Below are 12,862 nucleotides of genomic sequence, written 5' to 3' on the forward strand. Positions count from 1 at the left end.
GATGAAGGCGATTCGCCGACGGCGCCGACCCACTGTCGACCGCGCACGGGCCGGCCGTTCCCGGAGCCGAGGTGGTCGTTGCCGGCTGTACCGACATATCTCCCGTGGCTCACCTGGTTGCCGGGACGTCGCCCGTGATCGACGCCACGAACTGTCCGGCCGCCGCGGTCGTGGCGCACGTACTGCCGGCGGTCACCGCGTGAAGGCTTCCGATCGGGGAGCGACTCGCATCTGTGATGCGAGGTGGGTCGCGGGCCCGTCCGCTCCGTCCTCCCAGAGGAAGGTGGCCGCGACCGGGTCGGTGACGGGCGGCATCGTCATGAGGAACGTCGTTCCGCCGGCGTAGGTCATCGTCGTCGAGAAGTCCCCGTGGAAGTCCGCCCAACGGCCGCTCGTCGTGAAGGACGCGACGAGACCGGAGGCTTCGGCGCGTACGTCGATCGTCGCCTCGTCGCTCATCCGGAACCGCCCGACGTACGGCGTGACATCGACGTCCGCCTCGACCGGGTCCGGCGTGGCCGGCAGGCCGACTCCCACCAACTGCTCCAAGAGTTCGGACACCAGCTTGTCGCCCATGCCCTGGACGTCACCGCTCGCCATGACGCAAATGGCGACGCCGTGGTCGGGCGCCAGGACCAGGCGGGACTGCTGACCGCACGTGCTCCCGATGTGGCCGACGACGCGCGGTTCGAGATGCTCGATCGACCATCCCCAGCCCCAGGCGGGACCGCGGCTCGGATCCGGCTGGACGATGTGGGGCTCGCGCATGCTCCGCGTGGTCTCCGCACTCATCAGTCGCGCGCCCGACGGCGCCAGGCCGTTTTCCAGGTGATGCCGGGCGAACGCCAAGAGGTCGGCCGGCGTTGCCGCGAGCGTCCCCCCGCACGGCCCCGACGTCCTGGGGTCGAGCCAGGTCGAGACCGGCGCGAGATCGTGCGACCCCGGTGCCGCCGGCACGTGACCGACCACCAGGGGTCTCGTCATCGTTTCCTCGGGAAGTGTCGAGGTGCTGCCGAGCCCCAACGGTTCGATCAGGCGCGTCCGCAAGGCGTCGTCCCAGGTGGATCCGGTCACGCACTCGACGAGCCTGCCCAGCACGTTGTACCCGGAGTTGGAGTAGGAGAACAACGCTCCCGGCCGGTGCAGTTGAACGAGGTCGCGGTAGCTGTCGACGATCTTCTCGACCGCGTCGTCGCTCCGGATGTTCGGCTCGGCGGCATCTCCGAAGAACCCGCCGGAGTGCGAGAGCAGTTGTCCGACGGTGACGGTGCGCGCCACCTCTTCGCTTGCCAACCGCAGCGACGGCTTCAGGTAGTGGTTCACCGGCAGGGACAGGTCGACCAGCCCCTCGTCCACGAGTTGGAGAACGAGCGTCGCGGTCCACACCTTGGTGAGGGAGGCGAGCAGGAACACCGAGTCCGTCGTCACCGGAACGCTCGTCCCCAGTTTCGCGATCCCGGTGGCGACGACCTCGACCCTCCCGCCGACCAGCACGCCGGCCGCGGCACCCGGAACGCGGTACTGGTGCGCGAGGTCGTCCAGGCGCTGTTGGAGATCCCGGCGGTCAACCATTGGTGTCAACATGTCGGACAGTGTGCCGGGCCGTTCCCCTCGGCCGGTTGTGCGGACAACCCAAGTTGCAGCTTTTCTTCGGATCGATTCACCAATCAGGGCGCCGATCGGAAGAGGAGGATCCTGCCATGCCGAACACCCCCTACCTGCACGTCGACCTGGAGCGGCTCGACCGGAACATCCTCCGAGCCGCAGAGTGGGCCTCGACGAACGACCTCACGCTCCGCCCTCATGCCAAGACCCACAAGTCGCCCCGGATCGCCCGGCGCCAGATCTCGGCCGGCGCCGTCGGGTTGACGGTGGCGACGATCGGGGAGGCGGAAGTCTTCGCGGAGAGCGGTATGACCGACCTCTTCGTCGCCTACCCGCTGCACGTCGACGACCAGGCGGCCGGCCGGCTCGGCGCCCTGGCCTACAAGGCCCGCGTCGCGATCGGCGTGGACTCGGTCGAAGGCGCGACCCTGGCGGGTCGCATGGTGGGTCGCTACGGCGTGGAGGTGGTCATCGAGGTGGACAGCGGCCACCACCGCAGTGGTTGCCGACCTTCGGAAGCCGGACTGATCGCGACCGCCGCGACGAGTTCGGGGTCGACGGTGAGGGGAGTCTTCACCTTTCCGGGACACAGCTATGCAAGGGACGGCGGGGTGACGGCCGCAGTCGACGAGGCGCGAGCGCTCTCGACCGCGCGCGCGGCCGTGGAGGACACCGGAATCGAGGTCGCGGTGGTCAGCGGGGGATCGACGCCGAGTCTGGACCACACCCGGACCGAGACGATCACCGAGGCGCGCCCCGGGGTCTACGTCTTCGGGGACGCCCAGCAGTGGGAGTTGGGGGTGATGGATTCCCAGGAGATCGCGCTCACCTGTCGTGCGACGGTCGTCAGCCATGCCGGCGGCCGCGCGGTTCTGGACTCCGGTGGCAAAGTGCTCGCCGCCGACAGGGCCGCCTTCAACACCGGAGGAGGACGCCTGCTCGACCACCCGGACGCCCGGATCACTCTCGTCTCCGAGCACCACGCCGTCGTGGACATGGGCGAAGCCCCGTTGCCTCCCTTGGGAAGCCAGGTCGCGGTGGTTCCCAACCACTGCTGTGCCGCCGTCAACCTGGCCGAGTACCTCTGGGTCGACGAGAAAGGAGGCATGCGTCCCTGGGCCGTCGCCGCGCGAGGACGCAACAGCTAGGCCGTGTCTCGGCCCCGGCCCGCTCGTGCCCGGTCCGGCCCGGGACGGACTCGAGGTTCGGCCTCGTTCACGAGGCGAGGCATCCGGATGAATGACGATTCGATCGCGTGAGGCCCCTTGACGGCCTCGTCGGCGATCTCCGTATCCGCAGAGGAGAATGACCCGTGTCCTTGGAGGACTTCCCCCGCCACCCGCTCACCTTCGGCCCCAGCCCGGTGCACCCGCTCCCACGTCTGAGCGCCCACCTCGGCGGCGCCTCGATCTGGATGAAGCGGGAGGACTGCAACTCCGGCCTGGCCTACGGCGGTAACAAGACCCGCAAACTGGAGTACCTCATCCCCGACGTGCTGGCCCAGGGGGCCGATACGCTGGTGTCGATCGGTGGCCACCAGTCCAATCACACCCGGCAGGTCGCCGCGGTCGCCGCCCACCTCGGGCTGGGATGCGTCCTCGTGCAAGAGAACTGGGTGCCCTCCTGGACCGACCCGTTGAGCACCGAAGTCGGCAACATCCTGCTCAGCCGGGTCATGGGTGCAGAGGTGCGACTCGACCCCGCCGGGTTCGACATCGGCTTCCGTGACTCGTGGCGGCAGGCGCTCGACGACGTGGAGAGGCGCGGCGGCAAGCCCTACGGAATCCCCGCCGGCGCATCCGACCACCGGCTCGGCGGTCTCGGCTTCGCCAACTGGGCGTACGAAGTGGCCCGCCAGGAGCGGGAACTCGACACCTTCTTCGACACCATCGTGGTCTGCACCGTCACCGGTTCGACACACGCCGGGATGATCGCGGGCTTCGCGGCACTCCAGAACGCGGGTGGCCGTCCCCGACGGGTCATCGGCATCGACGCGTCGGCCACGCTCGAGAAGACGATCGACCAGGTCGATCGCATCGCCCGCAGGACCGCGGAGCTCATCGGGCTCAAGCGCGACCTGCGCCAGGACGAGATCACCGTGCTCCCCGGCTGGGCCGGCGACGAGTACGGCATCCCCGTCCCCTCGACCCTCGACGCGATCCGCCTCACCGGCAGGACGGAAGGGATCATCATCGACCCCGTCTACGAAGGCAAGTCGATGGCGGGCCTGATCGACCTCATCCGCAACGGCGACATCCCCAAGGACTCGAACGTGCTGTACGCGCACCTCGGCGGCCAACAGGCACTGAACGCGTACGCCAAGGCCTTCTGATGCCCGCACCGAAGGGAAGCACCACAGAGATCCGAGCCCTGTGGAACTGTCGCATCCCCATGCGCGACGGCATCGAACTGGCCGCCGACATCACGGTCCCGGCCGGTGACGGTCCATTTCCGGCAGTGGTGACACGGACCCCCTACAACCGCAAGCCAGGAATCTGGATGCAGCGGCTCGTCGCCGCCGGCTACGCCTACGTCATGATCGACATGCGAGGACGCGGCGACTCCGACGGCGACTTCCAGCCCTTCGTGCACGACGGCGACGACGGCTACGACACCATCGAATGGGTCGCCGAGCAGACCTGGTGCACGGGCCGGGTCGGCATGGTCGGGCTCAGCTACGAAGGTCTCACCCAGTGGTGGACCGCGCGGGCCCGGCCGCCACACCTGCGCTGCATCGCACCGATGGCCATCGGAGTCGCCGACCTCGGCCCGCGACCGAGCTTTGACACAGGTGTCCCGCACCTCTACTGGAGCTGGTGGTTCCACCAGGTGACCGGACGGACCCAACAGCACTACGGCGCCCCCTCGTGGGGGCCGAACATCCGACACCTGCCGCTGCGCACCCTCCACGAACAGGTCGGCACCGGCGGACGGTGGTGGCCCATGTACGTCGACGGGGAAATCGACTACCTCGGCAAGGACTTCGTGTTCGGCGACGACGACTGGGCGAACCTCGACCTGCCCGTCCTGGTCACGGTCGGCTGGTGGGACGACCAGAGCACGATGGCCACATGGGTCCGACTGGCGCAGTCGCCCGCGGGTGCCCGGTCGCAGCTCCTGATCGGAGCCTGGGACCACGGAGGAAACCGTTCGCCGAGCCCGGTACTGGGAGGACTGGACGTCTCCCGGTCGGTCATGGACACCGTCGGACACGTCGAGCGCTTCCTGGCCCGGCACCTCAAGGACGAGGACGAGCATGCCGACGTCCATCCGTGCCGGGTCTTCCGGACCGGGACGATGCGGTGGGAAGACCTGGACGAGTGGCCGTCCACCGCGGTCGAGTCGACACACTGGTACCTGACGAGCGGCGGCGATGCCCGCACGCTGAACGGGAACGGCGAACTCACGCCGACTCCCGGGGAAACGGCCTTCGACACGTACGTGTTCGACCCGGAGGAGCCGGCCCGGGATTTCACCAACCTCGACCTGTTCGCCTGGAGCGACCCACCCCACGACCAGCGCTACCTGCTGCGCCGCCCCGATGTCCTCGTCTACCGAGGCCCGACGCTTAAGGAGCCCGTCGACGCGAGTGGTCGGGCCGAGCTCGAGGTCTTCGTCTCGCTGGACGCCCCCGACGCGGACGTGAGCGTCATGCTTCTCGACGTACATCCCGACGGCCGGATGATGCTCGTCGGGAGCGAACTCGGGTCGTGCGGGCTCCAGCGCGTCTCGATGCGCTCCGGGCCCGGCTCGGCACCCGTCGACCCCGGGGAGATCGTCGGACTGCGTATCCCGCTGGTCTGGCTCCACCACACGTTCCTGCCCGGCCACCGCATCGCGCTCGCGGTCACGGCAGGCGCGTTCCCGGCCTTCGCACGCAACCTCGGCACCGGCGATCCCTGGGCCGACGCGGTGGACTCGCGCGTCGTGAGCGTGACCGTCCACCACGGTCCGAAGCACCCCTCGCGGCTCGTCCTGCCCATCGAGAACACCAAAGGAGCGGAATGAGATTCACCGACGTCTCCCGCGTGCGCTCCCGCTTCGACGTACGCGTCGAGGCACGGGACGGGGTCGAACTGTCGGTCGACGTCTACATGCCAGCCGACCCGGGTGACTACCCGGTCCTCGTCACCCGGACGCCGTATGACAACAACCGTGCGGACCAGAAGCCTCCCGCGAGCACGGCGCCGCAGGTCCCCTCGGACCGCTTCAAGCTGCTCGCCGCACGCGGATACATCGTGGTCGCGGGTGACGTGCGCGGCCGCGGTGACTCGGACGGCGAGTTCGAGCCGTTCCGCCACGAGGCCACCGACGGCGCCGACACCGTGACCTGGGCCCGCGACCTTCCCGAGTGCAACGGCCGCCTGGGCTCCTTCGGCGCCGGCTACGCGGGGTTCGCGGCGCTGGCCGCCGCGTCGGCCGCTCCGGTCGACGCGCTCGCTGTGTGGTCTCCGTTCGCCGCCGCCGAGGGCCTGCCGACACGGGGCGGTGCCGTCCGACTCGACTGGTTGTTCTGGATGCACCTCGTCGGCGGCCGGGTGCGAGGACCCGTCGACGCACCCCCCTGGAGGTCGATCTTCCGCAGCCGGCCGCTGTCCGGCATGCACGAGGCACTGGGCAGGCCGGACGCGCCGTGGCCCGACTGGCTCGCCCACCTCGAACCCCGGGACCCGCACTGGAGCAGCCTGACTTCAGGAGGCGGGGCGGAGACGAACGCGGCGCCGACCCTCCTGGTATCCGGCTGGTGGGACGGCGGACTGAGCGCCACGATGAAGCACTGGGAGAGCGTCTCCTCCTCCGGCGGGCGGCACTCGCTGGTCATCGGGCCGTGGGACTCGGCCCGAACCCGCAGACCCGTGAGCATCGTGGGTGGAGTCGAGTGGGGGCCCGGCTCCGTCGTCGACCCGGACGAACTGCTCGTCGAGTGGTTCGACCACCACCTGCGAGACGACCCGTCGCCCCGGGCTCCCGCCCCGGTACGTGTCTTCGTCACGGGCCGCAACGCCTGGGAGGACCTCGACCGGTGGTCGGCGGCCGACGAGGTCGAGACCCTGTGGCTGACCTCCGCCGGGCGGGCGAACACCCGCATCGGAGACGGGAAGCTGACACCCCACGCACCGACCCGCGAGGCGGTCGATCACTTCGTCCACGATCCCGACAACCCCGTGCCCTGGCAGCCGGGTCATGGGTCCTTCTCACGGACCGGCTCGGCGGCATTCACCCTCGAGACGTCGTTCGCGACCGGCCGCGACGACACGCTCACGTACACGTCCGCGACCGTCGACGTCCCCACACTCGTCCGCGGCACACCGGTGGTCCACCTGTTCGCCGAGACCGATCGCGACGACGCCGACTGGGTGGTCTCCCTCGAGGACGTGTTCCCCGGCGAGACGAGGACCGTTCACCTGGCACACGGGGTCGTGCGCGCGGGATCGGTGCCCGCGTTTCGGTCGGGTGTCCCGGTCGGCTACCGGATCCCGATGACGCAGGTGGCGCACGAGTTCCAGCCGGGGCACGCTCTGCGCCTGGTCGTGACCTCCAGCCTCTTCCCGCTCTACGCCGTCAACCTCGGATCCGCCGACTACCTCGGCGCCACGGAGGCCGAACGCGGCTCCCACTCCGTGTCCCACGGACCCCGATTGCCCAGCAGGATCGAACTTCCCCTGCACCGAGAGGAAACCCATGACCAGGCTTCGTGACCTCGGCATCGAGACAGGAATCCTTTCCCCGGGACCACGCAACGCTATCAGCGATGTCGCCGGCGTCACCGTCGGGCACACCACCGTCATTCGCGACGACGACGTCATCGCCCGCACCGGGGTGACCGTGGTGCGCCCACGGCCGGGACACGTACGGACCCGGCCGTTGTTCGCGGGCTCCGCCACGCTCAATGGCAACGGCGAGATGACGGGTCTGGAGTGGGTTCGCGAAAGTGGTCTGCTCACCACGGACCTGGCCATCACGGGTACCCACAGCGTCGGCGTCGTCAGGGACACCCTGGTCGCGATCGACACCGCTCACGACACCTTCCGCAACGCCTTCTCCCTGCCGGTGGTGGGCGAGACCGCGGACCTGTCGTTCAACAGCGGCAACGCCCAGTTCGTCACCGGCGAGCACGTCCGAGCGGCCTACGCGTCGGCGTCCGCCGACTTCGACGAGGGCAGTGTCGGTGGGGGAACCGGCATGGTGTGCCACGGATTCAAGGGCGGGATCGGCACCGCGTCGCGTCGCCTCGACGAGCGCGCCGGCGGCTGGACCGTCGGCGTACTCGTCCAGGCCAACCACGGGACCCGCCCCGACTTCAGGGTCGACGGCCGACCCGTGGGCCGCCACCGACGCTTGGCACAGGTCCCCCTGCCGGGGCGGATCGAGCCGGGGGGAGAGCCGTCCATGCCGCCCGGTTCCGGATCGATCATCGTGATCGTGGCGACGGACGCCCCGCTGTTGCCCGACCAGTGCCGCCGGCTGGCCACCAGAACCGGCATCGGCGTCGGCCGGGTTGGCGGCGGCATCCAGGACTCGAGCGGCGACATCATGCTCGCCTTCTCCACGGCGACCGAAAACGTGCCCACCGAGGGCTATGCGGGCGGATACCCGCCGCTGACGCGCCATTTCGCGGTCCCGCATCAAGCGCTGGACGACCTGTTCCGCGCCGTGGTCGAGGCCACCGAGGAGTCGATCGTCAACGCCATGCTCGCCGCCCCCACGATGACCGGCGCGCGCGGCTTCACCGCGTATGGGCTCGACCCGGAGGACCTCCGTGCGGCCTTCCATGACGTGCGCTGACCGACGTCCGCCTCTCAGGCATCCATGCATCCAGGTATCGAGGAGGAGGGTCTGATGACCGGTGCGATCTACATCAGCGTGGACATGGAGGGCGTCGCGGGTGTCTCGCGCCTGCACAACGTTGTCCCCGGACACCGCACCTACGCGCGCAGCCAGGAACTGATGACCGCGGAGGCCAACGCCGCCGTCGCCGGGGCGTTCGACGCGGGAGCGACCCGGGTGGTGGTGGCGGACAGCCACGGCCCGATGGACAACATCGTGCCCGCGCAGCTGGACCCACGTGCACGGCTGATCAACGGCAGCCCCCGCACCTGCGGCATGGTGCACGGCCTCGACGGCGACTTCGACGCGGCACTGTTCATCGGCTACCACGCCGCCGCGGGCGCCTCCGGGGTGCTCTCGCACACGTTCACGGGGTTCTGGACGGAGCTTCGGCTGAACGGCCGGGCCGTTTCCGAAGCGGACGTCAACGCCCTGTACGCCGGCCGGTTCGGAGTTCCGGTGAAGCTCATCACGGGAGACGATCGGACCTGCTCGGCCGGGATCGCGGGCGTCGAGGGCGTGCATCGCGTCGAGGTCAAGCGCCACCTTTCGTACACCTCCGCCGAGGCGTTGTCCCCGACCACCGCCGGCGCGCGCATCCGGGAAGGCGCGGCGCGAGCCGTCGCGGATTCGTCGGTCCGGCCCGCGATCGTCCCGCCCGCGCTGGAGGTGGAGATCGACCTGAAGTTGTCGGCGAGTGCCGACCTCGTCGCCATGGTCGCGACGGCCGAACGCACGTCGGAGTACACCGTGCGAATCCGGTGCACCGACGTGGAGGAGATCTACGCCTTCATCGGCGTCGCCGGAGCGCTGGCCGCGCACGTGGTCGCCACGCAGGCGAGCGCCGCGCCGTGACGCGGCGACTCATTCGACCGCGGGGTTCATCAGACGCAGCTGAAGCATCAACGCGAACCTCTCGTCGGGGCTCTCCAGATCGATCTCCCCGACCTCGCCGAGCCGCTTGAGCCGGTAGCGGAACGTGTTGTGGTGCACCCCGGCCAGGGCCGCCGCCGCGTGGATGTCGCCGAAGGCGTTCAGCCAGCACTCGAGTGTCTCGCGCAGGCTTCCGTTGCGCCGCTCGTCGTACTCGAGGATCCGGCTCAACGGGCCGGCCACCGGGGCACGATGCGCCAGGGTCAGGTCCTGAAGCTCCAGCACCAGCGCGTCGTAGTGCACCTCCGACATCGTGGCCGCCGTGCCCGGCGTTCCCCGTGCGCGCAGGACGCGCAGCGCGCGGTCGGCTCGCGCCCGCGACTCGTCCAGGCGGATCGGGTCGCCGGTCGCGATGCCGACGCCGATGACGGCCGGCACCCGCGTCCCCGTGCGTTTGAGGAAGTCGACCGCGAGTCGCTTGGTGCGCTGCTCGCTCTGCTCGACGCTCCCGGTCAGGGGGATCAGCCCGTACGAAACGTTGCCGAGCAGGGCCGTCGCGGAGCGTGCAGCGACCGAGCTGAAGTGCATCGCGAACGCGTCCGCCAAACGCTGACGATCACTCGCATGCCGCGACGGATCGGTCTCGTGCACGCCGTCGTCGATGATGTCCATCGCGACGACATTGACGGTCCTCCCGAGCAACCCGAGGCGTCGGAGCGCGTAGGCGGCCTTGGGCCCTCCCTCGAGAGCGGTGGCCACCAGATCCGCGCGCAGGCGGTGGTCGACGTCCGCTCCCGCTCGTCGACGCAGCAGGTGCAGCGCGACGAGCTTGCCGGCGTCGATCAGGGCCTGTGACCGTTCCGGGGACGGCGGTCCGGCGACGGCCGCCCAGATCGACCCCAGGATCTCGTCGCCGGCGCGCACCGCGATGGCCAGGCGCGGGATCTCGTTCTCGCTGACCCTGGAGGCCTCGACGTACAGCGGCCCCTCGGTGCGGTACAGGGCCTTGAACACGCCCCGACCCTCGTCCTCGCGGAGATAGACCTCGGGGACCTGGCGGTCGAGGATGGTCCGGATGCGCGCCGCGTCGGCTTCGTCCTGTCGCCCCGAGAACGCCAGCACCCGATAGCGACGGTCCTCGATGGTGACGGGCGCGTCGATCAGCGCCGCCACGGCGTTGGCGAGCGAGAACAGGTCACCCGCCGAGACACCGCCCAGGGTGCTCGTCACGTCGTCCCCGACATCGTCCTGCGCCACGACGGTACGGAGCATGTCGGCGAGCTGAAGCCAGTCCGCGCCCTCCGTCAGGGTGAGCAGGGCGACGCCCGAGTCGTGGGCGGCATCCAGGACTTCCGGCGCGCGGTCCAGCGGCGCCCGCACGATCAACGCCGCGGCGTTCCGCGTCCCGAGCAGGCGCAGCAGCTCCGTGACGTCGGAGGCGCCGTACACGCCGATTCCGAGGACCAGAGCCTCGGGCGGAAGCGCCCTGCCGTCTCCGGGGTCGTGCATGACGACGGCGCCGACCTGTTCGTGCGCCTTCACGTCACCGACGACCACCTCGAGGAACGTGCCACCCAGGTCATTGATGATCCTCGACAGGCTCGCACGCTGTGGTTCGGACATCTCGCTCATACCTTCCGTACCTTACGAGAAGCCCGACCGCACGTCTTGGGAAAAGTGAACGAACTTGCGACTCCTGTTCATCTTTGGTTACCAAAAATGACGTTCGCGCGACCCACGGCCACAACCTCCGGCGGACCCGGGCGAAGGTGAAGGGAAGGTTGCGCAAGTTCGTTCGGCCGAACGATTCCGGCGGGAAAACTTGGAAGATCGTCACCAGAACCGTTCCGATCCACGGACTTACTCTCGTCCGAATCCGTGAGCCTGATCACGTTCGAGCAGGCGGCACACAATCGGCCGGGGTCGGATCCCCGGCACGAGGAGGACGGTCATGACGCGTAAGAGGTCCAAGAGACTCGTGGCGGTCGGCGCCACCGGCGTATGTGTGGCAGCGCTGCTGACCGGCTGCAACGGCGCCGAGAAGCCGGGAGCCATCGGCGGGAAAGCAGACCACCTCCGGTGGGGAATCGTCGCGGACAGCCTCGACAGCGTCGACCCGCTCACGCTGACCTCGGGCAACGCCCTGCTCGCCACGGTCTACGACGCCCTGCTCACCGCCGACGCCGAGGGCCAACTGGCCCCGGGTCTCGCGGAGTCGTGGGACACCCCCGACGCCCTCACGTACGTTTTCCACCTGCGCAAGGGCGTCAAGTTCTGGGACGGCACCGAGATGACGTCGGCCGACGTGGTCGCTTCGCTCGACTACGACCGCCTGTCGCCGTCACCGTACGAGTCGCTGTTCATGAACGTGGCGAACGTGACCGCGAAGGACCCGTACACCGTCGTCCTCACGATGAAACAGGCCGAGGCCAGTGTGCTGTCACTGCTCGCCAGCGTGGGAGCGAGCATCTTCCAGAAGAAGTTCCACGACGAGCACAAGACCGACTTCGGCAAGCCGGGCACCCTGACCATGGCGACCGGGCCGTACAGGGTCGACACCCTGAACCCGACCGAAGGCGCGGAGTTCTCCGCCAACCCGGACTGGTGGGGCGGCAAACCCACGATCCGCAAGGTGTCGGTCAAACCCTTCAAGACCGTGACCAGCGCCGCGCTCGCCTACCGGTCCGGCGGACTCGACGCCGTGTACCCGCTCGCGGACCCCCGGGCGTTCGCCGCGAGCTCCAAGGCGAAGCCGGTGAGCGTCCCCGGCTGCAAGCAGACGTTCATGTCGCTGAACACCCAGGTCGACCCCTGGAACGACGTGCACGTCCGGCGCGCCTTCGCCTACGCGCTGAACCGCAAGGACCTCGCGATCGCCGAAGGCGACGACGCGGTTCCCTACGACAGCCTGCTCCCGGCCCAGGTCCTGGCAAAGGTGGCCGACAAGACGGACATCGACGCCATGATCGGCTCGCTCCCGACGTACGGGTTCGACCTGACCAAGGCGAAGGAGGAGATCGCGCGGTCCGGCCACCCGGACGGCGTCAAGGGAACATTCGAGGTTCCCGAGGACGGAGTCCGTCCCAAGATCGCCCAGGCCATCGCAGGCATGGTCGCGAAGGCCGGGATCGAACTCGACGTGAAGGTCCTCTCCGAGGCCCAGTACACCCAGCGCGTCGGTGAAGGAGCAGCCAAGGACAAGGTCCAGCTCACGATCCAGCGCCTGGACTGCTCGGAGGAGCCGAACACCACGGCCGGCTTCCTCCTCGACGGTTCACAGGCCGACGTCGCCTACGCGAACTACGCCGCCTACCGCAACCCGGAGGCCGACAAGCTGGTCAAGGCGGGAATCTCCACGACCGACCGGGCCGGCCGATTCCAGGCGTACTCCGCCCTGGACAGGCTCGCCGCCGAGGATGTTCCCTACATCCCCCTCTACCTCGGCAAGAACGCTCTGGCGCTGTCCGGCAGGTTCGCGTGGCCCGAGCTGAACCCCTTCTCCTCCGCGTACGGTCCGGCCGCGTGGGTGGCGCAACTCAAGCCCGCGTCGTGATCG

The 12,862-nt window shown here is 69.3% G+C and carries 9 protein-coding genes; 7 read left to right on the top strand and 2 right to left on the bottom strand.

The features are described 5' to 3' along the window. Nucleotides 1-192: 192 nt before the first annotated feature. A complete protein-coding gene (locus ACFXKZ_RS48875; protein WP_380013745.1) occupies nucleotides 193-1,584 on the bottom strand; it encodes a serine hydrolase domain-containing protein in 1,392 nt (463 codons plus the stop codon). Between the two features lie 116 nt (nucleotides 1,585-1,700). Here ACFXKZ_RS48875 and ACFXKZ_RS48880 point away from each other — a divergent pair, with 116 nt between their 5' ends. The 6 genes from ACFXKZ_RS48880 (at nucleotide 1,701) to ACFXKZ_RS48905 (ending at nucleotide 9,288) form a co-directional block, all read left to right on the top strand. Beyond that, the gene (locus ACFXKZ_RS48880; RefSeq protein WP_380013748.1) at nucleotides 1,701-2,753 is read left to right on the top strand and encodes an alanine racemase; all 1,053 of its coding nucleotides are present in this window, start codon (nucleotides 1,701-1,703) and stop codon (nucleotides 2,751-2,753) included. Between the two features lie 164 nt (nucleotides 2,754-2,917). Next, nucleotides 2,918-3,937: a 1-aminocyclopropane-1-carboxylate deaminase gene (locus ACFXKZ_RS48885; RefSeq protein ID WP_380013751.1), complete on the top strand. Its 1,020-nt coding sequence runs from the start codon at nucleotides 2,918-2,920 to the stop codon at nucleotides 3,935-3,937. Continuing rightward, nucleotides 3,937-5,613, top strand: a complete 1,677-nt coding sequence (locus tag ACFXKZ_RS48890) for a CocE/NonD family hydrolase (protein ID WP_380013754.1) — start codon at nucleotides 3,937-3,939, stop codon at nucleotides 5,611-5,613. Before ACFXKZ_RS48885 ends, ACFXKZ_RS48890 begins: the two co-directional genes overlap by 1 nt. Beyond that, complete coding sequence (locus ACFXKZ_RS48895; RefSeq protein ID WP_380013757.1) at nucleotides 5,610-7,304, top strand: CocE/NonD family hydrolase; 1,695 nt, start codon at nucleotides 5,610-5,612, stop codon at nucleotides 7,302-7,304. The genes ACFXKZ_RS48890 and ACFXKZ_RS48895 overlap by 4 nt, the downstream gene beginning before the upstream one ends. Continuing rightward, complete coding sequence (locus ACFXKZ_RS48900; RefSeq protein ID WP_380013760.1) at nucleotides 7,288-8,391, top strand: P1 family peptidase; 1,104 nt, start codon at nucleotides 7,288-7,290, stop codon at nucleotides 8,389-8,391. The genes ACFXKZ_RS48895 and ACFXKZ_RS48900 overlap by 17 nt, the downstream gene beginning before the upstream one ends. 54 nt (nucleotides 8,392-8,445) lie before the next feature. Next, nucleotides 8,446-9,288: a M55 family metallopeptidase gene (locus ACFXKZ_RS48905; protein WP_380013763.1), complete on the top strand. Its 843-nt coding sequence runs from the start codon at nucleotides 8,446-8,448 to the stop codon at nucleotides 9,286-9,288. A 9-nt stretch (nucleotides 9,289-9,297) separates the two neighbouring features. Here the strand turns inward: ACFXKZ_RS48905 and ACFXKZ_RS48910 are convergent, their stop codons facing one another. Next, the gene (locus ACFXKZ_RS48910) at nucleotides 9,298-10,938 is read right to left on the bottom strand and encodes a PucR family transcriptional regulator (RefSeq protein ID WP_380013766.1); all 1,641 of its coding nucleotides are present in this window, start codon (nucleotides 10,936-10,938) and stop codon (nucleotides 9,298-9,300) included. Nucleotides 10,939-11,257: 319 nt separating this feature from the next. On the opposite strand from ACFXKZ_RS48910, the gene ACFXKZ_RS48915 reads away from it, so the two are divergent. Next, a complete protein-coding gene (locus ACFXKZ_RS48915; RefSeq protein ID WP_380013769.1) occupies nucleotides 11,258-12,859 on the top strand; it encodes an ABC transporter substrate-binding protein in 1,602 nt (533 codons plus the stop codon). The last annotated feature ends 3 nt before the right edge of the window (nucleotides 12,860-12,862 follow it).

The sequence above is a fragment of the Embleya sp. NPDC059237 genome, from assembly GCF_042754105.1.
GTDB lineage: Bacteria > Actinomycetota > Actinomycetes > Streptomycetales > Streptomycetaceae > Embleya.

Excerpts from the sequence above, each read along its gene's own strand:
- ACFXKZ_RS48900 (WP_380013760.1), top strand. The coding sequence starts at position 7,288 with ATGACCAGGCTTCGTGACCTCGGCATCGAGACAGGAATCCTTTCCCCG.
- ACFXKZ_RS48880 (WP_380013748.1), top strand. The coding sequence starts at position 1,701 with ATGCCGAACACCCCCTACCTGCACGTCGACCTGGAGCGGCTCGACCGG.
- ACFXKZ_RS48910 (WP_380013766.1), bottom strand. The coding sequence starts at position 10,938 with ATGAGCGAGATGTCCGAACCACAGCGTGCGAGCCTGTCGAGGATCATC.
- ACFXKZ_RS48875 (WP_380013745.1), bottom strand. The coding sequence starts at position 1,584 with ATGTTGACACCAATGGTTGACCGCCGGGATCTCCAACAGCGCCTGGAC.
- ACFXKZ_RS48895 (WP_380013757.1), top strand. The coding sequence starts at position 5,610 with ATGAGATTCACCGACGTCTCCCGCGTGCGCTCCCGCTTCGACGTACGC.
- ACFXKZ_RS48915 (WP_380013769.1), top strand. The coding sequence starts at position 11,258 with ATGACGCGTAAGAGGTCCAAGAGACTCGTGGCGGTCGGCGCCACCGGC.
- ACFXKZ_RS48890 (WP_380013754.1), top strand. The coding sequence starts at position 3,937 with ATGCCCGCACCGAAGGGAAGCACCACAGAGATCCGAGCCCTGTGGAAC.
- ACFXKZ_RS48905 (WP_380013763.1), top strand. The coding sequence starts at position 8,446 with ATGACCGGTGCGATCTACATCAGCGTGGACATGGAGGGCGTCGCGGGT.